The organism is Vibrio intestinalis, assembly GCF_025195085.2.
GTDB classification, from domain to species: Bacteria; Pseudomonadota; Gammaproteobacteria; order Enterobacterales; family Vibrionaceae; genus Vibrio; species Vibrio intestinalis.
Genome location: NZ_JANAVY020000011.1, coordinates 1 through 21344 on the forward strand (window position 1 = coordinate 1; position 21344 = coordinate 21344).

Annotated in this window: 22 protein-coding genes; 19 read left to right on the forward strand and 3 right to left on the reverse strand. The window is 43.9% G+C overall.

Features of this window, described 5'->3' with window-relative positions:
• Positions 1-144 precede the first annotated feature (144 nt).
• The 5 genes from MU515_RS13905 to MU515_RS13925 all read left to right on the forward strand — a co-directional run bounded on the left by MU515_RS13905 (position 145) and on the right by MU515_RS13925 (position 3182).
• Complete coding sequence (locus tag MU515_RS13905; protein WP_260261026.1) at positions 145-1311, forward strand: D-alanyl-D-alanine carboxypeptidase family protein; 1167 nt, start codon at positions 145-147, stop codon at positions 1309-1311.
• 197 nt (positions 1312-1508) lie between these two features.
• Positions 1509-1859 carry a helix-turn-helix domain-containing protein gene (locus MU515_RS13910; RefSeq protein WP_260261027.1) on the forward strand — a complete coding sequence of 117 codons (351 nt, stop codon included), beginning with the start codon at positions 1509-1511 and terminating at the stop codon, positions 1857-1859.
• 139 nt (positions 1860-1998) lie between these two features.
• Positions 1999-2673 (forward strand): DUF3313 domain-containing protein, encoded by a 675-nt coding sequence (locus MU515_RS13915; RefSeq protein ID WP_260261028.1) that lies wholly within the window; start codon positions 1999-2001, stop codon positions 2671-2673.
• Positions 2674-2682: 9 nt separating this feature from the next.
• Complete coding sequence (locus MU515_RS13920) at positions 2683-2898, forward strand: DUF3820 family protein (RefSeq protein ID WP_260261029.1); 216 nt, start codon at positions 2683-2685, stop codon at positions 2896-2898.
• 41 nt (positions 2899-2939) lie between these two features.
• Positions 2940-3182, forward strand: coding sequence for a hypothetical protein (locus MU515_RS13925; RefSeq protein WP_260261030.1), 243 nt, complete (start codon positions 2940-2942; stop codon positions 3180-3182).
• 93 nt (positions 3183-3275) lie between these two features.
• On the opposite strand, the gene MU515_RS13930 is transcribed toward MU515_RS13925, so the two are convergent.
• Positions 3276-3584, reverse strand: coding sequence for a hypothetical protein (locus tag MU515_RS13930; RefSeq protein WP_260261031.1), 309 nt, complete (start codon positions 3582-3584; stop codon positions 3276-3278).
• Between the two features lie 229 nt (positions 3585-3813).
• On the opposite strand from MU515_RS13930, the gene MU515_RS13935 reads away from it, so the two are divergent.
• Positions 3814-4386, forward strand: a complete 573-nt coding sequence (locus tag MU515_RS13935) for a DJ-1/PfpI family protein (protein ID WP_260261032.1) — start codon at positions 3814-3816, stop codon at positions 4384-4386.
• Between the two features lie 502 nt (positions 4387-4888).
• Positions 4889-6457 (forward strand): ATP-binding cassette domain-containing protein, encoded by a 1569-nt coding sequence (locus tag MU515_RS13940; protein WP_260261033.1) that lies wholly within the window; start codon positions 4889-4891, stop codon positions 6455-6457.
• Positions 6458-6554: 97 nt separating this feature from the next.
• Here MU515_RS13940 and grxB read toward each other — a convergent pair whose 3' ends face one another.
• The gene (grxB, locus tag MU515_RS13945) at positions 6555-7220 is read right to left on the reverse strand and encodes a glutaredoxin 2 (RefSeq protein WP_260261034.1); all 666 of its coding nucleotides are present in this window, start codon (positions 7218-7220) and stop codon (positions 6555-6557) included.
• 36 nt (positions 7221-7256) lie between these two features.
• Positions 7257-8123: an MBL fold metallo-hydrolase gene (locus MU515_RS13950; protein WP_260261035.1), complete on the reverse strand. Its 867-nt coding sequence runs from the start codon at positions 8121-8123 to the stop codon at positions 7257-7259.
• Positions 8124-8220: 97 nt separating this feature from the next.
• Between MU515_RS13950 and MU515_RS13955 the strand changes: the two genes are divergently transcribed.
• The 12 genes from MU515_RS13955 (at position 8221) to MU515_RS14010 (ending at position 21195) form a co-directional block, all read left to right on the forward strand.
• Positions 8221-9111 (forward strand): LysR family transcriptional regulator, encoded by an 891-nt coding sequence (locus MU515_RS13955; protein WP_260261036.1) that lies wholly within the window; start codon positions 8221-8223, stop codon positions 9109-9111.
• A gap of 215 nt (positions 9112-9326) precedes the next feature.
• Positions 9327-9920 (forward strand): tyrosine-type recombinase/integrase, encoded by a 594-nt coding sequence (locus MU515_RS13960; RefSeq protein ID WP_005391099.1) that lies wholly within the window; start codon positions 9327-9329, stop codon positions 9918-9920.
• A 188-nt stretch (positions 9921-10108) separates the two neighbouring features.
• Positions 10109-10513, forward strand: coding sequence for a DUF6088 family protein (locus MU515_RS13965; RefSeq protein ID WP_005391098.1), 405 nt, complete (start codon positions 10109-10111; stop codon positions 10511-10513).
• Position 10514: 1 nt separating this feature from the next.
• Positions 10515-11468 (forward strand): nucleotidyl transferase AbiEii/AbiGii toxin family protein, encoded by a 954-nt coding sequence (locus tag MU515_RS13970; RefSeq protein ID WP_102424391.1) that lies wholly within the window; start codon positions 10515-10517, stop codon positions 11466-11468.
• 20 nt (positions 11469-11488) lie between these two features.
• Positions 11489-13021, forward strand: a complete 1533-nt coding sequence (locus tag MU515_RS13975; RefSeq protein ID WP_260261037.1) for a type I restriction-modification system subunit M — start codon at positions 11489-11491, stop codon at positions 13019-13021.
• Positions 13011-14192: a restriction endonuclease subunit S gene (locus tag MU515_RS13980; protein ID WP_260261038.1), complete on the forward strand. Its 1182-nt coding sequence runs from the start codon at positions 13011-13013 to the stop codon at positions 14190-14192. The genes MU515_RS13975 and MU515_RS13980 overlap by 11 nt, the downstream gene beginning before the upstream one ends.
• A gap of 78 nt (positions 14193-14270) precedes the next feature.
• The gene (locus MU515_RS13985) at positions 14271-15128 is read left to right on the forward strand and encodes a DUF6933 domain-containing protein (protein WP_260261039.1); all 858 of its coding nucleotides are present in this window, start codon (positions 14271-14273) and stop codon (positions 15126-15128) included.
• Between the two features lie 50 nt (positions 15129-15178).
• Positions 15179-18457, forward strand: coding sequence for a type I restriction endonuclease subunit R (locus MU515_RS13990; RefSeq protein WP_260261040.1), 3279 nt, complete (start codon positions 15179-15181; stop codon positions 18455-18457).
• Complete coding sequence (locus tag MU515_RS13995) at positions 18457-19233, forward strand: M48 family metallopeptidase (RefSeq protein ID WP_140150390.1); 777 nt, start codon at positions 18457-18459, stop codon at positions 19231-19233. Before MU515_RS13990 ends, MU515_RS13995 begins: the two co-directional genes overlap by 1 nt.
• Before the next feature lie 11 nt (positions 19234-19244).
• The gene (locus MU515_RS14000; RefSeq protein ID WP_260261041.1) at positions 19245-19418 is read left to right on the forward strand and encodes a hypothetical protein; all 174 of its coding nucleotides are present in this window, start codon (positions 19245-19247) and stop codon (positions 19416-19418) included.
• A gap of 375 nt (positions 19419-19793) precedes the next feature.
• Positions 19794-20432: a CatB-related O-acetyltransferase gene (locus tag MU515_RS14005; RefSeq protein WP_260261042.1), complete on the forward strand. Its 639-nt coding sequence runs from the start codon at positions 19794-19796 to the stop codon at positions 20430-20432.
• Positions 20433-20625: 193 nt separating this feature from the next.
• Entirely contained in the window at positions 20626-21195 is a 570-nt protein-coding gene (locus MU515_RS14010) for a hypothetical protein (RefSeq protein ID WP_260261043.1), read from the forward strand.
• Positions 21196-21344: the final 149 nt, after the last annotated feature.

A 21344-nucleotide genomic window follows, 5' to 3' on the forward strand; every position in this document is an offset into this window, starting at 1 on the left:
TAATCATGCACGAGTTTCTCATATTTTTAACTTCATGATCAGATCGTGATTACCTTGAAAAGTTCCCAATAAAATAAAGTCTTTTATTTTCAGTGGTTAAAGTTCGATCCCACCCTTATTGAGAACTTACCTTGGTGGATGGCCATGAAAACAAAATCTCTAATAAATTCGGCACTGCTTGTTGCAAGCCTTTCTTCTACTGTGGCGTTGGCTGCGCCTACCATTACGCCGGATCCTCCGGTTCTTGGTGCGAAGGGTTACATTCTGCTTGATTACAACACTGGCCAAGTGTTGGTAGAAAAGAATGCCCATGATCAATTGAACCCCGCAAGCTTAACCAAACTGATGACAGCCTATGTTGCAGGGCAGGAGATCAATAACGGTAATATCAGCCTCGACGATGAGGTGGTGATCAGTGAAAAAGCGTGGGCGAAGAATTTTCCTGACTCGTCAAAGATGTTTATCGAAGTAGGGACATCGGTTGCTTTAATGGACTTGTATCGCGGATTGATTGTGCAATCTGGTAATGATGCCAGTGTCGCCATTGCTGAGCACGTCGCAGGCAGTGAAGATGCGTTCGTAGGATTGATGAACAGCTGGGCTGATAAACTAGAACTCAACAATACCGCATTTACTAACCCTCATGGCTTAGACAGCGATGGCTTATATTCAACGCCTTACGATATTGCGTTATTAAGCCGCGCAATCATTCGTGACTTACCAAGTATTTACCCTCTTTATAGTGAAACGGCTTACACCTACAACAAGATCACTCAATATAACCGTAATGGTTTGCTGCGCGATCGCAGCTTAAACGTTGATGGTATGAAGACGGGCTACACCAGCGGCGCGGGTTACAGCTTGGCGACCTCTGCAACGAATGGCGACATGCGTTTAATTTCGGTAGTTATGGGATCGGCCAGCACGAAAAGCCGCGAGTCTGAAAGTAAGCAATTACTTAGCTTCGGTTTCCGATTCTTCGATACCGTGCTAGCAAGCCAAGCCGACAAAGAGATTGCTCAAGCAAAAGTCTGGATGGGTGAGCATGACCAAGTGTCAGTGGGTGTTGAGCAAGACATCTTTGTTACGGTAGCTAAAGCCGATGCGAAAAAGATTAAAGCTGAGCTTATCTATGATGGCGAATTAACTGCGCCGATAGCAAAAGGTCAGCAAGTGGGCAAAGTGGTGTATAGCCTAGAGGACGAAACCATCGCTGAAGCGCCATTAATGGCCTTAGAGCCGGTAGAAGAGGGCAGCATATTCAAGCGTATTCTTGATTGGTTTAAACAGTTGTTCTCTAGTTGGTTCTAAACCTGACTCTTACTAAGCGAGCCCTAAGTGGCTCGCTTTTTTGTGTTCGCACTTTTTGAGTAACACGAAAGACGATGCCTAATTATTGATACGAGCAATGATTTATCCTAATTCTTATCTGACGTTTACCAATTATTGACATTAAGACAACTAAATTACCGACAATGCCTCTATTCAAAGAGTGCAGGAACAAAACAATGGAATTTACCCGTCAAGACAGCGAAGCGTTATACCAAGTCTGGATGTCTCAAAAATCTAAAATGCGTTTGACGCAAATGGAGTTTGCTAAAAAGCTAGGCATGAGCCAACTAGAGTTCTCAGGACTATTAAGGGGGGATAAACCGCTCTCGATGGCTTTTGTCTCTCAGTTTTGTCGTCTTCTTAACTTAGATTCACGCACTATCGTCCCCACCTTGCAAGAACGAGCAAAAGCAGCCACACAGCAAGTGTATTTAGAAAGCCGAATGACAGTAGACGGCGAAATAAAGCGCGCTTATATTGAAGGTAATCAGGTGGTGGTCGAATACATGCATACCGTGCCAGCATGATAAACATGTCAATTTCATGCTCTCGTGATTCTAGTCACAGCAATGGAATTTGAAGAAAATTGTTGTCGTATTGGTCGATTTTATGTTGCATATGGTATAGCATTCCGCACCAGAATATTTGAGTTCGGAAATATTACCCATGAAAATAATGAAAACTCTGTTAGTGGCTATCGCAGTAACGACATTGGCTGGATGTGCCTCAGGCATTCAACAACGCGCAACGAAATTCACTTCCTATGAAGACTTCAGAAAAGGCCCTGAAGGTGGTGTTGATTTAGTTTGGAGTCGTATTGGCCTGCGCAGTGAAGATCGACTCAGAGAAAAATTGGCTGAGTACGACTCAATGATCATTGATCAGGTCTTTGTTGTCACCGATGAACAAAATCTAGACAAAGAGCAGATCACTGAGTTGTCCGAGCATATGTTGATGCGCCTGAAAGAAAAAGTATCACCGTACAAGAAGATAGTGACAGAGCCTTCTGAGACGACCCTGCGCTTGAGTATCGCAATCAGTAATGTTGAAACGCCAAACCCTGTTTTAGCCGTGACAAGTAGCGTTCTACCTTTTGGTTTAGCGATTTCGACTATCTCGAAAGTGACGACAGGTGAACACACTAACGTAGGTAGTGCGAGTGTAGAGCTTCTATTAAGTGATTCGAAAACCGGTAAGCCGCTGATTGCCGCAATTGATCGCCAAGCGGGCAATAAAGACCTCTCGACCATGGTTGACTCACTTGATGATGCAAAAGACGCAATTGATTACTGGGTTGATCGTTTAGGTGTTACTCTTAACGATTGGAAAAAACCAGAGTAATCTCTTGCTATGCTAGATAAGCAAAATTTGATTAAGTTAGCCCGCATGCCTATGCCTTTTGGTAAGTATGCCGGGCGTATGCTGATAGACCTCCCTGAAGAGTATCTTTTGTGGTTTGATAAAAAAGGATTCCCGCAGGGCGAGTTAGGAGAGCTACTCAAGCTTTGTTTAGCGCTCAAGATTGAAGGTTTGGATAGCGTGGTAAAGCCGCTTAAACACATGTAACCTGCCACATAAATTCCCGATTTTTAATTGAAAGACTTACTATGAATTTTGATATCGATGCACTGAAACATCACCAATTGGTTGAAGATGGTCAGCTAGAAGGCTGCTACATTCATCAGCCTGCTCAAGGCAGCCAGCAAGATGACAAAGCGGTGCTGGAAGAGCGCCAAGCGCTGGAAAAACTCGGTTATAAGGTGGTACAGGTTAAAGCCAAAGGCGGCTCAACAACCTTCGCTGAAGCGATGCAAATGTTCGCAAAGAAGACCGGCCACCAACCTAAATAGTAAGCGAACCGCTTACTAACTTTCTCCACTGAACAATGTGTTTTCATTTGAAAGAGTCATCTGCAAGGCTGGCTCTTTTTGTCTTATAGCGCCTCATATACAAATCATATTTCTGACTCGTAGATGGACATCCTTAAGATCGTTTAGCTTACCGCTGGCAATAATATCTAGAGGCTTTCTCCCATCGAAAAATGGCCCAGTATTTTTGGTCGCCATATAGCGGTTTCGGTTATTCTCTTCGCGCACCAGAAGTTGTAGGCAATCATGGATGGAGAATAACAAGTTAACTCTCATCTGAAGCTCCTCATCATCAGCAATGCTCGGCAGTATTGCATCTATCTGATTTTTGCTAGCGCCCCACAGAGTTAATAGTTCGTTCGCTTGTTGTTTTGATTTAGACATGAAGTTTACCTAATTGCACACCTATGTTTTAAGGTGGAGGTAAACTCAGTTTTAATCAACCTATGTTTGAATATTAGTGGGTCTAAGCTCAGGCTATAGCACTGTGTTAAAGCGTTCCAAGCGAGTTCGCTGTGTTCATGTTTTAAGTGTTATCGTAGGGTTCGCGTTAAAGGTGATAATGCTCGGACTCGTTGCTCACCTAAAACCACTGCATGTACAAGGAGGTACAATGAACATTGGTATTTATATTTACGACCAAGCCGAAGTGCTTGATTTTTCTGGGCCGTATGAGGTGTTCAGCACCGCTAAGAGAATGGGCGCTGAGAGCATGAACGTATTCCTCGTTTCAGAAGGCAATCAACCAATTGTCGCTCGTGGCGGGTTGAAAGTTTTGTCGGATTATTCGATTCACAATCACCCAGCTATCGATCTATTGGTGGTGGTTGGTGGGGTTCACACTGATGAAATGCGCAAACCCAAGATATTGAGTTGGCTGGTCTCAATAGCCCCTAGAGCGAGCGAAGTCGCGTCTGTATGCACAGGCGCATTTCTTCTCGCGAAAGCGGGTTTACTTGGTGGTCAAACCGTGACGACACACTGGGAAGATATTCCAGACTTATCGTCTCAGTTTCCTAACTTAAAAGTAATTGATGATCGGCGTTGGGTAACTTCAGGGAAGTTTACTACGTCAGGAGGTATATCCGCGGGTATTGATATGAGTTTACATCTTGTGTCTAAGCGCCACGGTTTAGAGTTTGCTCAGAAAGTCGCGAGGCAAATGGAGTACAACTGGCAAGAATGAACCTCGTCATTCAGAGGTGCCTTATGTTGAATTTACAACCTCAGTTCGTGAACCAATAAACCGAATAAGATCATTCAGTACAGAGGCAAAAAAGGGGCGTGAAGCCCCTTGTAATTAGCGTGTTGGTTATTTATGGCCAATAACGAGTGCCATCTCATCGCCATCAACCAATGGCGTACCTCTTAGGTCGCTGTATGTGTTTTTAATCTCCAATCCATGAGATATCGTCAGTATCATGCACCTTGACTAGAGGTGAGTGAATACAGTAGCCTTTGTCTATCACTTCTTAAGGAGATTACGCCGATATGGACAACTAAACCTGTCATCCATTTCTCATTTTATTTTTGGATTTACAGGGTTAGTAGGCGTAGCTCACTTTCCGATATTTCTTTGCAAGTACGTTGGTATAGTTTTGCTCTTAGATAAGAGCGTGTATTTGTATTGATCTCATTTCTGAATTATCTAGCTGCGGCTGTTGCCCCTGTCATACAGGAGGCAAATTATGCCAGTAGTACAGGCTTACAACATAAGTCACCAATTTGATAACGGTGAGATGCTGTTTCAACAATTGTCATGCTCTATGACTAGCCATCGTGTCGGCTTAGTTGGTCGTAACGGTGTTGGTAAATCAATATTCGCTTCGATCTTAAGTGGCGAGCAGCAACCGTCAAGTGGAACAGTCACGTTACCTAAGTCACATGCGGTGTATCGTCAGCAGTCATCTCAATTGTTATCTAGCGAGCTTTCTATTGCGCAGTTCTTAGGTAAAGATGAGGTTCTTAAAGCGATAAAGCATGTTGAATCAGGCGATTGTTCACAGCATTGGTTTGATGTGATTAAGGAGCAATGGGAGTTACCCTTACAACTTCCTCAGCAACTTAAAGAGTTAGGCTTACCGCAAGATACGGATTTACCTTGCGCTCAATTAAGTGGAGGGCAATTAGCCCGATTACAGCTTTGGCATTTGTTGGAAAGTAACGTTGAATTACTGATCCTTGATGAACCATCTCATCATCTAGATGCGCAAGCCAAGCGATGGTTATTAGAATCGATGCGTGCGTTCAAAGGTGCGATTTTACTAGTCAGTCATGACCGAATGCTATTGCGCGAAATGAACGAAATTTGGGAGCTTTCTGGGCTTGGATTACAAGTGTTTGGTGGGAATTATGATGTTTACACTAAACAGAAAAGTGCCGAGCTACAAGCAGTAGAACGAAAACTAGCAAGCGTTGATAAGCAAAGGAAAAAGCTAGAAATACAAGCTCAGAGAAACCGCGAAAAGGCTGAGCAGAGAGCCGCAAAAGGAATTAAGTTACGTAAGGAAGGGAGTCAGGCAACAATATTACTTGATTATAAAAAAGATCAAGCGGCTTCTCGTGCATCAAATCGGAAAAAGAATGATCAACTTCGTCATGCTTACCTGCAAGATAAAGAGCAAGTATTGAAGGCAAGAAAAGAGCAACTCAAAGGGCAAAAGCTCTATCTGGAAGATACCCCAAGTCGCTTACGCAAAGTGATTTCAATACTTCAAGGGGTATTGCCTTTTGGTAGTACCAAGCCTATCTCACTGCAAGTATATGCCAATGATAAGATACACCTCATAGGTAAAAACGGTAGTGGTAAATCAACTTTGCTGAAAACACTATTGGGTAAGATTTCGCTTCATCGAGGCGAGCTGCGATTGAATACGCCATTGTATTATCTTGACCAGCAATTTGGCGTCATTCGAGCGGAATTATCGATACTGGAGAACTTGCAACAACAGTGTAGTGGCATCACAGAGAGTGATGCCAGAACATTACTAGCAGGGATTGGTATTCGTCGTGACGGTGTCTTTCGTCTTGGTTACATGCTTAGCGGCGGGGAGAAGATGAAGTTAGCCATGCTTATTGTTAGTCATCAGCCAGAGCAACCTTTGTTGCTACTCGATGAGCCAGACAATCATCTCGACATTGATTCGAAAATCATGCTGGCGCAAGCTCTATGTAATTACCGTGGTGGTTTTATTCTCGTAAGCCATGATCATGATTTTGCGCGAGAATCAGGCATTCAGGTACAAGTCACTTTGTAACTTTCCTTGAATGCCCAGCGGAACATATATGGGGTAACTTGGAGTTGCCCCAATACAATTTGGGGTCACTTCCTGAAACCATGAAGTGACCTAATCATTATTTCGATATTTTTGGGTAGCTCTGTAAACTCGTTAAAGCGCTTAAAGTTTCGAAGTAATCCTTTAATTGATTCGGAAAGCTTAACTCTGCAACCATAGTTAGGTTCATCAACTCTGAGAACACAGCAATATCATCCATGTTAATCTCACGATCACGACTTAAATAACTCGTGATGTCCAGCTCTTGGCTCAGTTGCTCTAACTGCTCAAGCATCAATGATACAACGCCTTCAGTATTATCCAGCGCCTCTTCTAAGCTCATACCCAATATGTTTGGTCGAGTATCAACAAACAACTTTAACGCTTCAGGGTCAGAAAGTTCTGGCAGTGATAGCTGTGGCATACGAGGGTATACCAACTTAGCCGTGATTGGTTTCATTGCTGCTAGTCTTGCCTCAATAACATCAGAAACTTGGTAGCTCTGTAGCAAAGGCTGTTGCGTATCGAGAAACTTAATAATCTCCACACTTTCCACCATCGCTTTAGTCATGCCGTCTTGTTCCATTTCTAAGATTGGTACAACAAACTTAGCGATCTGACTCTGCACACTGCTTGGAATAACACCAAGGGCAGCATATTGAGTCGGTAGGCTAATCCCCTTAACATCTGCAAAGAACTTCACTCGGGTACAGAATGGGCAGCTATCAAAGATATGTAATTTCATTATCGATATCCAAATATTGTTGAAGTTGGTTATGGGTTACTTACCATGCCAAATTGCGTAAGACATACGTTCAATATGAGCTGGAAGGTTCTCTTTGTAGCCGCGCCAATGACTAAACTCTGGCAGACTAATCTCTGCTTTAAGTTGTTCTGTTGTTTTTCCTTGCTGCATGCCTTCCCAAACCGCATTAAATAGCGCTTGATAGAATCGCATGTCTTCTTTAAATGCTTCTGGAGATGAAACAGGCGCATGACCACTGATCACGGTATCAAAATCTAGCTCGGCATCGACACGTTTAAATGTATTCAAAATGCTGACAGAATCGTGGTCATTTAGGCGATATGGTTCATTAACGTATTGTGGTAAGTGCCAATCAACCGCCACAAGTACCTTATCTTTCGGCATATGGATGATGCTCATACAGTCGCCATCATTTGGTCCGTAATAATGCAGATCGACCTGTTTTCCACCCATAGTGATGCTCATTTTGTCTTTGTAGGTGTCATCCGGTTGAATCACTTTGTCTTCAAGATCTCGGCTCATTAACTCGGTACATTTTTCTTGCGCAACAAATTTCGCTCCCTCATCTTTAAAGATTTTTCCGCCACGAGAATGGTCAAAGTGATCATGTGAGTAGATAACGGTCTTAACGGGTTGGTCGGTCACTTTAGCGATTTCTTTACGCATTGCTTGCGCGCGAATTTCATTCGATGGATCGGTAATAATTACCCCCTCGTCAGTAACAACCACTAGGCTGTTATAGAAAAATTGAGAGTACTGATACACGCCATCTTTAAGCTCAGTAAGTACAGGTTGGGCAGGGTTAAAGTTAGACTCAGAAAGTGCGCTATGACTGGTTGCTAGAGTGGCTAAAGCTAATGTTACTGCTGTTGATAATTTCATGTTTTTCTCCGCGATTTGGTATACGCAAAGATTAATTTGATCAACTAAGGTAAACAATTAGACTAAAAGTAACTTAATAAGATACCAAAAGTATACAATGGATAAATTCAGAGATATGGAATTGCTTTGCAGTGTTGTTGAGAAAGGCAACTTTGCTAAGGCTGCAAAAGCAATCGGAGTAACTCCAGCGATAGTTGGAAGAAGAATTTCCGCATTAGAAGATAATCTAGGACTGGTTCTTTTTCAGCGAACGACTCGTAGTATGCAACTGACCCATGCAGGGAAATCATATTACGATGGTGCTAAGCAACTGTTAGAGCAAGTTGAGCATTTAGAACACTCACTAACTCAAGAACATCAAGATAACCCATCAGGGCTAATAAGGCTGTCTGCACCAGATGAGCTAGGGCGGCAGTTTCTAATTCATGCGATAGCAAAATTTCAAAAGACCTACCCAGATATTCACTTTGATTTGAGCTTAAATAATTCGCCGGTTAACCTGATTGATGAGGATATTGACCTCGCATTCCGCCTCTCATTTGATATGCAAGACTCTTCGCATGTGGCTGTAAAACTGAGCCAAACCTCCTTAGGGCTTTATGCGTCACCTCGTTATATTGAGGAATATGGATTACCAGAGGATATCCAGGCACTACAATCCCATCGTTGTATCCAAATGGGATCTAGCCGCTATGGAAGCAGTTGGAATTTAGAAAAAGATGGTCGACGGATTAGCTATCGGCAGGCTTGGGCCCTCACTGTTTCGAATACCAGTTCTCTTTTCGAGGCTCTTATGGCTGATATGGGCATTGCGATGGTGCCAACCATGTTTTGCCATAAATATGTCGAACAAAAGAAGCTAATTTTATTAAAAGGCATTTCAGATTTCCCTGAGGTCGGGGTTTACGCCATCTACCCAACTCGCAAACACTTACCTTATCGATTGAAGATATTTCTAAATTTTCTAAAAGATTGGTTTAAGGGTTAACGTGTGCGAGGGCTGCATGGATTTACTCTGAAGCAACGACTATCGTGTGCTAAGGAGCATCGTTAATAAAAACGTCTTTGCCCCTTTATCATCTAGAGCAAAGATTCTAACCCACTTTAGTCTGCAATATTTTTCAGCCCCCTAACTGCATAGCCATTCAATTTCCTCATCTAAACTTATTAAGGCCACTTCTAAAGTTAGACGGGAGGTCAATTATGTGGACGAAGAAAGGTCACTTAACTGGGCAGAAAAAGCCCTTCAAGCTCGAAGACATCTGGCGAATTCGCACTAGACTAGAAATCGAAGGCAATATCATGGAGTTGGCCCTGCTCAATCTCGCCATCGATTGTAAGCTCCGTTCTTGTGACTTGCTAAGAATGAAAGTTAGAGATATATCTTCTGGTGGCGTCATTCAAGATCGTGTTCTTTACAGCCAAAGCAAAACTGGTCGAGAGGTACAGTTTGAGATCACTTCCCGCACAGCACAATCCTTGACTCAATGGTTAATACGCAGCCAATTATCTGCACCAGATTATCTTTTCCCAAGCCCTCGCAAACAAGGTAAGCCAATGAGTTATAGCTGCTATGCCACCATTATTCGCCGCTGGGCAACTGAACTTGGCTACGATCCTTATCTTTATGGTACGCACTCAATGCGCCGTACCAAAGCGACGTTAATCTATGCTCGCACCAAAAACATTCGGGCTGTTCAGCTGTTACTTGGTCACGTGAAGCTAGATAATACAATTCGATATTTGGGGGTCGAGATAGAGGATGCGCTGAACATCTCTGAAGGGATAGACTCATAACTAGGTTAGACACTGAATTCAAATTATGTCGATCTTGAGTTGAATAAATATTGTGTCTTTATTTCAATGCTTTATGCTAACTATCAACTGATCAAGTGTCGCATTTACTCATATGCATGTGCCGTATTTATTCCTATGGCAACAGGGTTGAGTTATAATCTGAACACTTAGGAAATTAGGAGGTTCAAATGACAGCCGTTGACCGTATTTATCAAAAGATAAAGCGTTCAAGACGTTATGTGTTTGAGCGCAAAGACTTTGATGGCTTTGCTAGCTACGATCAAATTGGTCGTGCGCTAAAGCAACTAGTCAAAAAAGGTGAGTTAATCAAGCTTGGCTATGGTCTATACACCAAGGCAAGGATTAACAGCTTAACGGGCAAACCCATGCCTACGAACCCTGGGGGGAGCGATGCCCTGATGCGCGAGATATTAAAGATGAAAGGCGTCGATTTTGAGATGGACAACCTATCTTTGCAAAGCCTATCAGGTGAAAGCACCCAAATCCCATCATCCGTTCAATACTCATGGAATCCCAAACAATTTAATCGCAAATTGGTTGTTGGTAACCGAGTGTTGAATTCACCGAGTTAATATGGAAAAACTAAAGCAACAGTTTCTTGAGGTTTCCGATGCACTTGAGCTCGGAAACCCTGCCATTATTGAAAAAGATTACTGGGTAGTTGCCTTGCTTTCTGAGCTAGCAGAAGTGAAGCCTGACTCTCACCAAATGGTCTTTTCTGGCGGTACAGCTCTGGCAAAGTCAAACGTTAAAATTCTGAGAATGTCAGAAGACGTAGACATTAAATTGATCCCTAAGCAAGCGTTTGATGAACTGAGCCGCGCAAAAAAGAAAGCAGCTCGTAAGGCATGCATCAACGGTATTGAACAGGCGATCACTCGGTCAGAGCGATTTACGGTTGAAGCGCGTAGTGTAAGTGATGAATATCGCTATGTTGAGTTGGAACTCCGATACCCGCAACAGTTTAGCCAAGCGCCATGTCTTCGCCCCATTATCAAACTGGAGTTAATGGAGACAATCCCACTGTTTGATGCAGAGCCTCGTAGCATTCAATCACTGGTCGCAGAGCTGTATAAACAACCACCAGAAGTGAAGGGGTTTGATTGCGTTTCTATCCATGCCACGTTGGTTGAAAAAATCATATCAATGTTGCGCCGCACAATGTCAGTCAAGCGCGATGCACAGCGTAAGGATGATGCCACTCTTGTGCGCCATATCTATGATGTTTACTGCATTCTAAAGACCGAAGAACAGACAGAACACCTCGACCTGACAGCACTTACAGCGTTATTTAAAACTGTGTTGGAAGAAGATATTGTGCGTTTTGGTAATCAGCATGCAGAGTTTGTTGCCACTCCAAAACAAGAGCTACAACTCGGATTGCAAGAACTTGAAGAAAACCCTGTTTTCCGCCATCGCTTTCAAGACTTTGTCACTCCTATGGTGTTTAACACCGAACCTCATGATTTTGATACCTGCTTTGCCTCCTTTAAATGCATTGCAGCGTCACTAATTAAAACAATTTAACATTACTCGAGAACAACTTAATGCCACACACACCAATCAATCAAGATGAAATCAACAAAGCCGTTTGGGCTGCCTGTGACACCTTCCGAGGCACAGTAGACCCATCAATCTACAAAGATTTCATCCTCACCATGCTGTTCTTGAAGTACATCTCAGACGTACACCAAGACAAGTTTGACGAGCTATCAAAGCAATTCAACGGTAACGAGCAGATGATCACGGCGATGATGTCGAAACAGTCTTTCAAAATCCCGACTGGTTCAACATTCTGGGACTTATATGAAGCTCGCCACGAAGCTGGTAACGGCTCACGCATCGACCAAGCCCTACACGCCATCGAAGAAGACAACGGCACTAAGCTAAAGAACGTATTCCAAGACATCAGCTTTAACACCGACAAACTCGGTGATGAAAAACAAAAGAACGACATTCTGCGTCATCTACTGGAAGACTTTGGTAAAGACACGCTAAACCTACGCCCAAGCCGCGTGGGTTCGCTGGACGTAATTGGTAACGCCTACGAGTACCTCATCAAACATTTCGCTGCGGGTAGTGGTAAATCGGCGGGTGAGTTCTATACCCCACCAGAGGTGTCGGCTCTACTCTCTATCATCCTAGAGCCACAACAAGGCGATAGCATTTGTGACCCTGCCTGTGGTTCAGGCTCGCTATTGATAAAGTGTGGTAAGCAAGTACAGAACAACTTTGCTGGCTCTAAGCAGTATGCACTGTTTGGTCAGGAAGCGATTGGTTCAACCTGGTCACTAGCGAAGATGAACATGTTCCTACACGGTGAAGACAACCACCGCATTGAGTGGGGTGATACTATTCGTAACCCTAAGCTTCAAGACAAAGACGGGGGCCTGCTGCACTTTGATGTAGTTACGGCGAACCCTCCTTTCTCGCTGGATAAATGGGGCTTTGAAGATGCTGGTAACGACCACTTTGGTCGCTTCCGTCGTGGTATCCCACCTAAGACCAAAGGTGACTATGCGTTTATCTCACACATGATTGAAACGCTTAAACCCGCCTCTCAAGGTAAGAAAGGCGGCCGAATGGGTGTTGTTGTCCCTCACGGTGTGCTATTCCGTGCATCAAGTGAAGGTAAAATCCGTAAACAGCTTATCGATGAAAACCTACTCGATGCCGTCATCGGTCTACCTGAAAAGTTGTTCTTTGGTACGGGAATCCCTGCCGCGATCCTTATCTTCAAAAAACAGAAAGACGATAACAAAGTATTGTTTATTGATGCGTCTCGTGAGTTCAAATCAGGTAAGAACCAAAACCAACTGACGCCAGAGAACATCCAGAAGATTGTTGATACCTATAAAACACGTGAAACCACAGACAAATACTCATACCTTGCAACTCTAGAAGAGATTGCCGAGAACGACTACAACCTCAACATCCCTCGTTATGTGGATACATTTGAGGAAGAGGAAGAGATCGACTTGGTTGCGGTACGCACTGAGCGTTTGGCACTACAAAGTGAATTATCTGAGTTAGAAGCAGAGATGGCAGGTTACCTAGAGGAGCTAGGTTATGGTGCCTAATGGTTGGAAACTTCTTACGTTAGATGAGCTTAAATCGGATAAGTTGTCATACGGTGCTAACTCTCCATCATGCGAGTTAAAAGAAAATGATACTAGATACATAAGAATCACAGACATTGATGATAGTGGAAACCTAAATGCCAGTGCTGTTGGCATAGATTCAGATGACTATGAAGATTATGTTCTTAAAAATAATGATTTTCTATTTGCAAGAAGCGGTAATACTGTCGGCAAAACCTTTCTATACGAAGAAGATAAGCACCCCAAAGCAGCCTATGCTGGGTATTTAATCCGTTTTCGTGCGAATCAAGATAAGCTTATTTCACAATATCTAAAACAATTTTGTTTTAGCAGTAGGTATCATTTTTGGGTTAAGTCTCAGCTTAGAGCTGGTGCTCAGCCAAATATCAACGCTAAGGAGTATGGAGGATTACAGTTACCACTCCCCCCACTCCCAGAACAACGCAAAATCGCCAAAATCCTCTCAACATGGGACAAAGCGATTACCACCACAGAAAAGCTGATTGAAACCAGCAAGCAGCAGAAAAAAGCCCTGATGCAACAGCTTTTGACGGGTAAGAAGCGTTTGGTGAATCCTGAGACGGGTAAGGTGTTTGAGGGTGATTGGAAAAAGGTTGAGTTAGGAAAACTTCTAGATTACAAGCAACCAACCCCCTATTTGGTTAAGTCTACTGAATATTCAAATGAGTATCCAACACCAGTTTTAACAGCAGGAAAGACATTCATACTTGGTTACTCGAATGAAGACTTTGGTATCTTCCGTGAAGAATTACCAGCAATAATTTTTGATGACTTTACGACAGCAAGTAAGTTTGTAGACTTTCCATTTAAAGCAAAATCGAGTGCGATGAAAATATTAATCGCCAAAGATGGTGTATCCATAAAGTACGTATATGAGGCTATGCAGGTATTAAATTATCCTGTCGGTGGTCACCAGCGTCACTGGATTTCAATATTCGCTAATCTAGTTATTGGACTTCCAGAACCTGAAGAGCAACAAAAAATCGCCTCAGTCCTTACTGCTGCCGATAAAGAAATCGAAATACTGGAAGCCAAGCTTACTCACTTTAAACAAGAGAAAAAGGCACTGATGCAGCAGTTGTTGACGGGTAAGCGCCGTGTAAAAGTGGATGAAGAAGTTGCTGCGTAACGCATATCTTAATTCTCTACCAATGTGTGACGCAATGCGTCACACATTGATTAGACTTTCAAAGCTAGGTAATACCAAATGTTAGTGTTTAACTGCACCAAAGCCGCTGCGGACTTTTTCACCGTAAAGCGCAATGGCAAAAAAGTCTCTCCGTTAGAAGCGCCGCCAACGGATTCTGTCAGTGGTTATGAAGCCGCGAATGTGTTGAATACCCCTACAGTACCCATCAGTGCTTGGTTGGTACATGCGGTCAACGTTCGACGCAAAAAGGTGCTAATTGCCATGCACGTCGAAACCCGCTATGCCATGGTGTTTGTCGGCATTCAAAAAGGGGATTGGCTCGAATTTACTAACCAACTGCTGGAACGGCTGTTTAACAACATGCAGTTCTTTGGTGAAGAGTTCGAAATGTGCGATGAAGAGAGCTTCGAAGAAATGTTCAATGAGTTCATCAAACTTCATCCTAGACCATTCTTTTGTCAACGCGGTGACCGCAGTGTACAAAGCCACATAAATGATGTTGCGTGGCAATTTGAAGACCGAGTGTACCGAATCGGCTCCCTACCCAAAGGGCATGAACAGTGCGCTGAATTTGATGACTGGCTCAACAGTTTAATTCGCTCGACCAAACAAAAGAAAGACTACTTTCACCCTGACGAAGAGATGTTCATTGATTGGATGCAGACCTATAGCGAATTGGGTGACAATGAGGACAAGCTCATCCGCCAGTTATTTGGATCTCTACGCCGACAAATGATGCACGCCGAAATGGTTAAGCGTGGGATTCCCGACGACGACTATTTTGATGGGATGAATGCCGAACTCAACCAAGCAATCCATGAGTATTATCAAGAGATTGCCCCTGACACGCAGAGCGAAGACATTCCCAATAACGTCATCGACTTCAATCAGGCCAAAAAACGCAAACTCCATTAAAAGTAAAAGCAACAATAAAAACAAAAACGACTCAATAATAAGGGACGACAATGTCAGGCAATTTACCCAACTTCCGAGAAGAACAAAGCGCAAAGATTCCCGCCCTCACTTTGCTCACTAACCTTGGTTATCAGTTCATTTCACCAAATGAATGTGTGGTGAAACGTGGCAATCTTTCCACGGTCATTTTGCCTGATGTACTGCGTGATGTGCTCAAACACAAAACCTTCTCGTTTCTGGGTAAGGATCGCCAGCTATCAGAATCTGCGATGGATAAAATCGTCCATGAGCTCGCCAACCCTGCGATGAATAAAGGGTTAAAAGCCGCGAATGAAAAGCTGTATAACGCCCTCACCTATGGCATAAGCGTGACCGAGTTTGTGGAGGGTAAAAAAGCCAACCCAACGATTGTTATCATTGATTGGCAAAACCCTGAAAACAACCAGTTCCATTTTACTGAAGAGCTTGAAGTTGAAAATGCACACGGCACAGGCAAGCGTATTCCAGATATTGTCTGCTTTGTGAATGGCCTGCCTTGGGTAGTGATTGAAGCCAAGCGTCCTGACTCCTCTCATGAGGGCAAGCCAACGGTTGCCGAGGGTATCTCGCAAAACATCCGTAACCAAAAAGTCGATGAGATCCCACACCTATTTGCCTACAGCCAATTACTCATGTCGGTGAACGGAAATGAGGGCTTATACGGCACCTGCGGCACACCGAGTAAGTTTTGGGCGAAATGGAAAGAAGAACAGATCACCGATGCCACCTTTGCACGCCTGAAAAACACACCACTGACACCAGTTCAGCTAGATAAACTGTTTGCGCACCGCCCAGCCAAAGTACGTGATGAATACCTATCACTGATTGCTGGCGGTGATTTAATGGTGACAGACCAAGACCGCTTGTTGGTATCGCTGCTTCGTCACGACCGCCTACTGGAAATGACTCAGCTTTTCACCTTGTTTGATAAAAAAGCGGGCAAAATCGTTGCCCGTTATCAGCAGGTCTTTGGCATTAAAGCATTAATTGAGCGTGTAACCTCTTTTGATGAGCAAGGCGCACGTAATGGTGGGGTTATATGGCATACCACAGGTTCGGGTAAATCGTTCACCATGGTGTTCTTGTCCAAGGCACTGATTTGGATTAAAGAACTCGCTAAATGCCGTGTGGTAGTGGTTACTGACCGTGTGGATTTGGAAGATCAGCTAGCGCGTACCTTCGCTTCTGGCGGAGCCTTGTCTGAAAAAGATCGTAAAACTGCCATGGCTACAACGGGTAAACGCCTTGCTGAGCAAATTGGTAAAGGCAATGAGCGTATTATCTTCTCCATCATCAACAAGTTTGGCACCGCAATAGAGCTTGATGAGTGTTACAACGACAGCCCTGATATGATTGTGCTAGTTGATGAAGGTCATCGCAGCCAAAACGGTGAAAATAATATTCGTATGCAGCAAGCCCTGCCAAAAGCCGCTTATATCGGCTTTACGGGTACACCGCTGCTGCAAGATGACAAGACTGAAAACAAGTTCGGTAAAATCATCCACTCTTACACCATGCAACAAGCGGTGGAAGACAAAACCGTTACCCCGCTACTGTATGAAGAGCGAGTGCCAGAGTTAAGCACCAACGATAAAGCTCTTGATGCTTGGTTTGACCGCATCACCGATAGGCTGACCGAAAAGCAGCGCACCGACTTGAAGAAGAAGTTTGCTCAGAAAGGTCAGATCTACCAAACGGAAGGTCGTATTGAACTTATCGCTCATGACATTTCTGACCACTTCCAAAACTTTAAGCGCCAGGGTTTAAAAGGGCAGCTTGCTTGTGACTCAAAAGCATCTGCCATCCAATATAAGAAGCTTCTCGACCAAATTGGTAAAGTGACCTCGGTTGTCGCTATGTCACCGCCAGACACCCGTGAAGGGCACGATACGGTCGATGGTGAAAGTAAGGATGTGGTACAGAATTGGTGGAAAGAGAACGTGTTGGACTCTGACTTTGGTCAAGATGAGAAAGCCTACACCAAGCATATCATTGAAGAGTTCGCCAAAGACGATGGCCCTGATTTGATGATCGTGGTCGATAAGCTTCTAACAGGCTTTGATGAGCCGAAAAACACGGTGCTGTACATCGATAAGCCGCTGAAACAACATAACCTTATCCAAGCCATCGCTCGTGTGAACCGCCTGCATCAGAAGAAAGAGTTTGGTTACCTCATCGATTACCGTGGCATCTTAAAAGAGCTCGATGCGACCATTGCGGACTACCAGGACTTGGCCGAGCGCACCCAAGGTGGTTTTGATATCGATGACCTTAAAGGCTTGTACAGCCGCATGGATACCGAATATAAAAAGCTGCCAGGTCTTTATTGTGAGCTGTGGGCATTTTTTACTGATGTAAAAAACACACAAGATCCGCAAGCAATGGCACGGGTATTTGCGCCGAACATAGAATACGTAGATGGTCAGCCCACCGACTTAAACCTAAAGAAACGCCAAGATTTTTATAGCACGCTCACTGCGTTTGCTAATTGCTTAAAAGTCGCCCTGCAATCAGCCACCTACTTTGAAGACAAGAGCTTTGATGATAAACGTCAGATTTATAAAGACACGCTAAAAAGCATGACATCACTGCGTAAAGTTGTTCGTGAGCAAGCAGAAGAGACCATTGATTACGACGAGTACGCTGAGAGTATTCGGACTATGTTAGACAAGCACATCGGTGGCGTTGAGATCCAAGAGTCTAAAGGTGCTTATCTGGTTGGCAATATGGGTAAGGATATAAAACCAGAAGAGCTAAGTGACGATGAGGCTCGTAATAAGAAAGATGCGATCACAGGGCGTGTCACCAAGATGATTGAGCAAGATCTTGCCGATGACCCTTATGCTCAAGAGTATTTCTCGAAGCTACTTAAACAGGCGATTCAGCAAGCAAAAGAGATGTTTGATGCCCCTGTTAAGCAATATCTCCTATTTGCTGATTTTGAAGAGCAAGTGATTGATCGCAAAGTCGAGGGGGTGCCAACTGAACGCTTGGCAGAGCTAGACCCAAAAATTCAACGTCATGTGCAAGCATACTTTTGTCTGTTTTTGAAACATGGCGCTGAAGGTCAAGGTCTTACTGAAGATCAATGCTTCAACTATGCAGTAGAGATTGACGAGAAAGTGCGCAGAGCGGTGGCAGAGTTTTCAATCAACCCATCTGAGATTGAAAACCAGATCACTCTAGAGGTGCTGCCTTTACTGTTTGCTGATTTAGGCGTCGATAAAGCGCAAGTCATTGCCGAAGAAGTGGTGCAAATCACTCGCTTAGGTTTAGCAGGTCACCATTAATGGCTTCAACAGTCTCTGACGAGCGTAACAAGGAAGAATACAGCTTCATCTATGGGGATGAGGCTGTGAGCTATGAGGTGCTGCGTAAGCCCATCAAACAAGGAAAGAAGCGAAGCATTACCATCAAGGTGCAACCCAACTGTGATGTCACGGTTAGTACCCCAGAAGACGCTGAGCTTGAGGACATTCACCAAGCGGTAATGAAGCGTGCCAAGTGGATTTATGATGCCCTGAAAGAGTTTCGAGGTCATTTGGAGTACGTGCAGCCCAAACACTACGTCAGTGGTGAGATGCAGTTCTATCTTGGTCGTCGTTATGTGCTGAAGGTAGTAGAAGATGCAGATGCCTTGCCAACGGTAAAAATGACTCGCGGTAAGTTACTTGTCACCTTGACGAGGTTTAACGATGACAAAACTGCCATGGTTAAAGCTTTAGTGCGCAACTGGTACAAGGTTCGTGCTGAACGTATTTTCCATGAGCGCCTATCTGAGTTACTACCTCAAGCGACATGGGTTGATGGTATCCCAAGTTTTCGGGTGCTGCCAATGAGTAAGCAGTGGGGGAGCTGTTCTGCCAAAGGGAATTTGATGCTCAACCCTCACCTAATCAAAGCGCCTAAAGAATGTATAGATTACGTGATTCTGCATGAGCTTTGCCATATCGCTGAGCACAACCACAGTGAGAAATTCTGGCGCTTATTAACAAGCGTGATGCCTAATTGGAAAGCAGTAAAAGCCCGTTTAGATGGGATGGCTGAGTTGTATTTGAATGAATAAGGATTGCTGAAATGAGGTGCCCAATTTGTGAAAAGCATATTGGCTGGGACTGGCTAGAAGATGAATGCATCGAGCCAAACGAAGTCTTTGATTGTCCGCATTGCGATGAAACCCTGCACTATGAAGTGGATGAAGGCACATACCTTGGTGCGCAGCACGTAACGATTGAAATTGTGGATGATTAGGAGATAATGACCATTATTCAATGGTGAGTATTTATTCGCCTCCAATGGCGATTTATGCGGCGACTTTCAGTGTAGGCATGCCAGCGTTGGATATTTGCTCTAAGTGATAATTGTCCAATTATGAGCTACAAGCGTAATCAACTATTCTCAAAGTAGTCTTTTAGGCACATCTAACCAGCCGACCATTAGGTCGGCTTTCTTTTTCTATCGCCGTGAACCCCCGTGCAGTTCATGTTAGCATTGCTATCAAAGTTCAAATAAAGCCCCTCTCATGAAGCTACTTCCCTTACTAAAACAGCCTCGCATTCACTGACGAAACCTTGTGTACTTCGTTAAATCACAACGTTTAAATCAGTTAATTGTAATGAGGTAAAAATGAGCGAGAAACATTGGTCAAAGTACCAACTGCTCCATGAAGTGGTCACCAACCCGAATATTATTATCCAAGGCCAACATAGCTACTACAGCGATTGTTGGGATAACGGCTTTGAAGAGTCGGTTGTTCGCTATTTGCATGGCGATAAGGTGAGTCGTCAATGGGATCCAAGATGGCCAATAGATAAACTCTATATCGGTGATTACGTCTGTATTGGCGCAGAAGTAGTGATCTTGATGGGAGGGAATCATACCCATCGTACCGATTGGTTCTGCTTGTATCCTTTTATGGAAACTATCGAAGAGGCCTATGTTGGCAAAGGTGATACTCATATTGGTAGTGGGTCATGGTTGGGTATGCGTGCGATGATCATGCCGGGTGTGACCATTGGTGAAGGGGCTGTTGTTGCGGCCAATAGTGTGGTGACAAAAGATGTCGAGCCTTATAGTGTGGTGGCGGGATCGCCAGCTAAACATCTTAAGTATCGTTTTGCGCCGGAAGTTGTAGAGGCGCTGTTAGCGATGAAAGTCTACCAATGGCCGAGTGAAAAGTTTAAAGCACTACAACCTTATCTATGTAGTGATGATTTAGCTCAGCTACAAGCAGCATTGAAAGAATACGATGCGCATAACAAGTAGTGGCTATTGGTTTTAGTCTGTAAAAATGCCAGCGCCTGTCGCTGGCATTTTTACATCTAGAAACGATATCAAGTTTCGGGTTTTATAAATTGTTATGAGCGTCTGAAAATTCATCGCTGCGGATTGAAGGTTTTATGAGCAACTGGCAGCGTAGCTTTTTGATTAATCGGAATTATATCAATAGGTCGAATGTATGAAGCGAATAATAACTTATGCTGCGCTCACGATAGGATTAGTGGGCTGCGCGCAACATCCTCCGCAACAAGACTCTTCTGAAGTGACTTTTGTATTGGGTAACCTTTCGAGTTCTTACCAAGTAAAGGTGTCGCAAGGTAGCATCGAGCAGGGGCGCTTTGTCGAAGATTGGTTTGCGAGTGTTGATCACAAGCTCACCGAAGATACGCGTTACATCATTGGCAATGCCAAAGTGGGCAGTTATATCGCGATATCCTCAACAACGGCTCACGATGCGAGCGGAAACTATCTTGGTAAGTTTACCCCGTGCAACAAAACACTAGTGTTTAGGCTCCCGCTAGAGGCTAACGATGTTTACATCACAGATATTAACTATCAGTGGGAGAACGTGGCGATATACCCCATGTACGCTGACCAATTAGAGCATGCTCAGCAATATTTCCGTCAACATAGCGAGTTTGGTATTGGCGAGTTAAAGCCGATCATTCACTTGCAGTTAAATGCTGACCTTTACCATGACTGCGAAACATTAAGCCCCCATCCATACGCTTTAGAGAGGCCAATTTAGCCCTCAATCGCTGGTTTTGCATAGGCGCATTAAGCGCAAGGTTATTTATGCATTTTCGCTGGTATAAATAGCGGTTGTTCGTTGGGCAAATACCATAAATGGCGATGTTACTGTGAGGTCATCATCAGAAATGAACAAAAAAAGGAAAT

Coding starts and splice junctions, on each gene's coding strand:
- MU515_RS14010 (WP_260261043.1), top strand. CDS start 20,626: ATGAAGCGAATAATAACTTATGCTGCGCTCACGATAGGATTAGTGGGC.
- MU515_RS13960 (WP_005391099.1), top strand. CDS start 9,327: ATGTGGACGAAGAAAGGTCACTTAACTGGGCAGAAAAAGCCCTTCAAG.
- MU515_RS13915 (WP_260261028.1), top strand. CDS start 1,999: ATGAAAATAATGAAAACTCTGTTAGTGGCTATCGCAGTAACGACATTG.
- MU515_RS13905 (WP_260261026.1), top strand. CDS start 145: ATGAAAACAAAATCTCTAATAAATTCGGCACTGCTTGTTGCAAGCCTT.
- MU515_RS13930 (WP_260261031.1), bottom strand. CDS start 3,584: ATGTCTAAATCAAAACAACAAGCGAACGAACTATTAACTCTGTGGGGC.
- MU515_RS13975 (WP_260261037.1), top strand. CDS start 11,489: ATGCCACACACACCAATCAATCAAGATGAAATCAACAAAGCCGTTTGG.
- MU515_RS13990 (WP_260261040.1), top strand. CDS start 15,179: ATGTCAGGCAATTTACCCAACTTCCGAGAAGAACAAAGCGCAAAGATT.
- MU515_RS13925 (WP_260261030.1), top strand. CDS start 2,940: ATGAATTTTGATATCGATGCACTGAAACATCACCAATTGGTTGAAGAT.
- MU515_RS13920 (WP_260261029.1), top strand. CDS start 2,683: ATGCTAGATAAGCAAAATTTGATTAAGTTAGCCCGCATGCCTATGCCT.
- MU515_RS13985 (WP_260261039.1), top strand. CDS start 14,271: ATGTTAGTGTTTAACTGCACCAAAGCCGCTGCGGACTTTTTCACCGTA.
- grxB (WP_260261034.1), bottom strand. CDS start 7,220: ATGAAATTACATATCTTTGATAGCTGCCCATTCTGTACCCGAGTGAAG.
- MU515_RS13950 (WP_260261035.1), bottom strand. CDS start 8,123: ATGAAATTATCAACAGCAGTAACATTAGCTTTAGCCACTCTAGCAACC.
- MU515_RS13995 (WP_140150390.1), top strand. CDS start 18,457: ATGGCTTCAACAGTCTCTGACGAGCGTAACAAGGAAGAATACAGCTTC.
- MU515_RS13910 (WP_260261027.1), top strand. CDS start 1,509: ATGGAATTTACCCGTCAAGACAGCGAAGCGTTATACCAAGTCTGGATG.
- MU515_RS14005 (WP_260261042.1), top strand. CDS start 19,794: ATGAGCGAGAAACATTGGTCAAAGTACCAACTGCTCCATGAAGTGGTC.
- MU515_RS13970 (WP_102424391.1), top strand. CDS start 10,515: ATGGAAAAACTAAAGCAACAGTTTCTTGAGGTTTCCGATGCACTTGAG.
- MU515_RS13935 (WP_260261032.1), top strand. CDS start 3,814: ATGAACATTGGTATTTATATTTACGACCAAGCCGAAGTGCTTGATTTT.
- MU515_RS13965 (WP_005391098.1), top strand. CDS start 10,109: ATGACAGCCGTTGACCGTATTTATCAAAAGATAAAGCGTTCAAGACGT.
- MU515_RS13980 (WP_260261038.1), top strand. CDS start 13,011: ATGGTGCCTAATGGTTGGAAACTTCTTACGTTAGATGAGCTTAAATCG.
- MU515_RS13940 (WP_260261033.1), top strand. CDS start 4,889: ATGCCAGTAGTACAGGCTTACAACATAAGTCACCAATTTGATAACGGT.
- MU515_RS13955 (WP_260261036.1), top strand. CDS start 8,221: ATGGATAAATTCAGAGATATGGAATTGCTTTGCAGTGTTGTTGAGAAA.
- MU515_RS14000 (WP_260261041.1), top strand. CDS start 19,245: ATGAGGTGCCCAATTTGTGAAAAGCATATTGGCTGGGACTGGCTAGAA.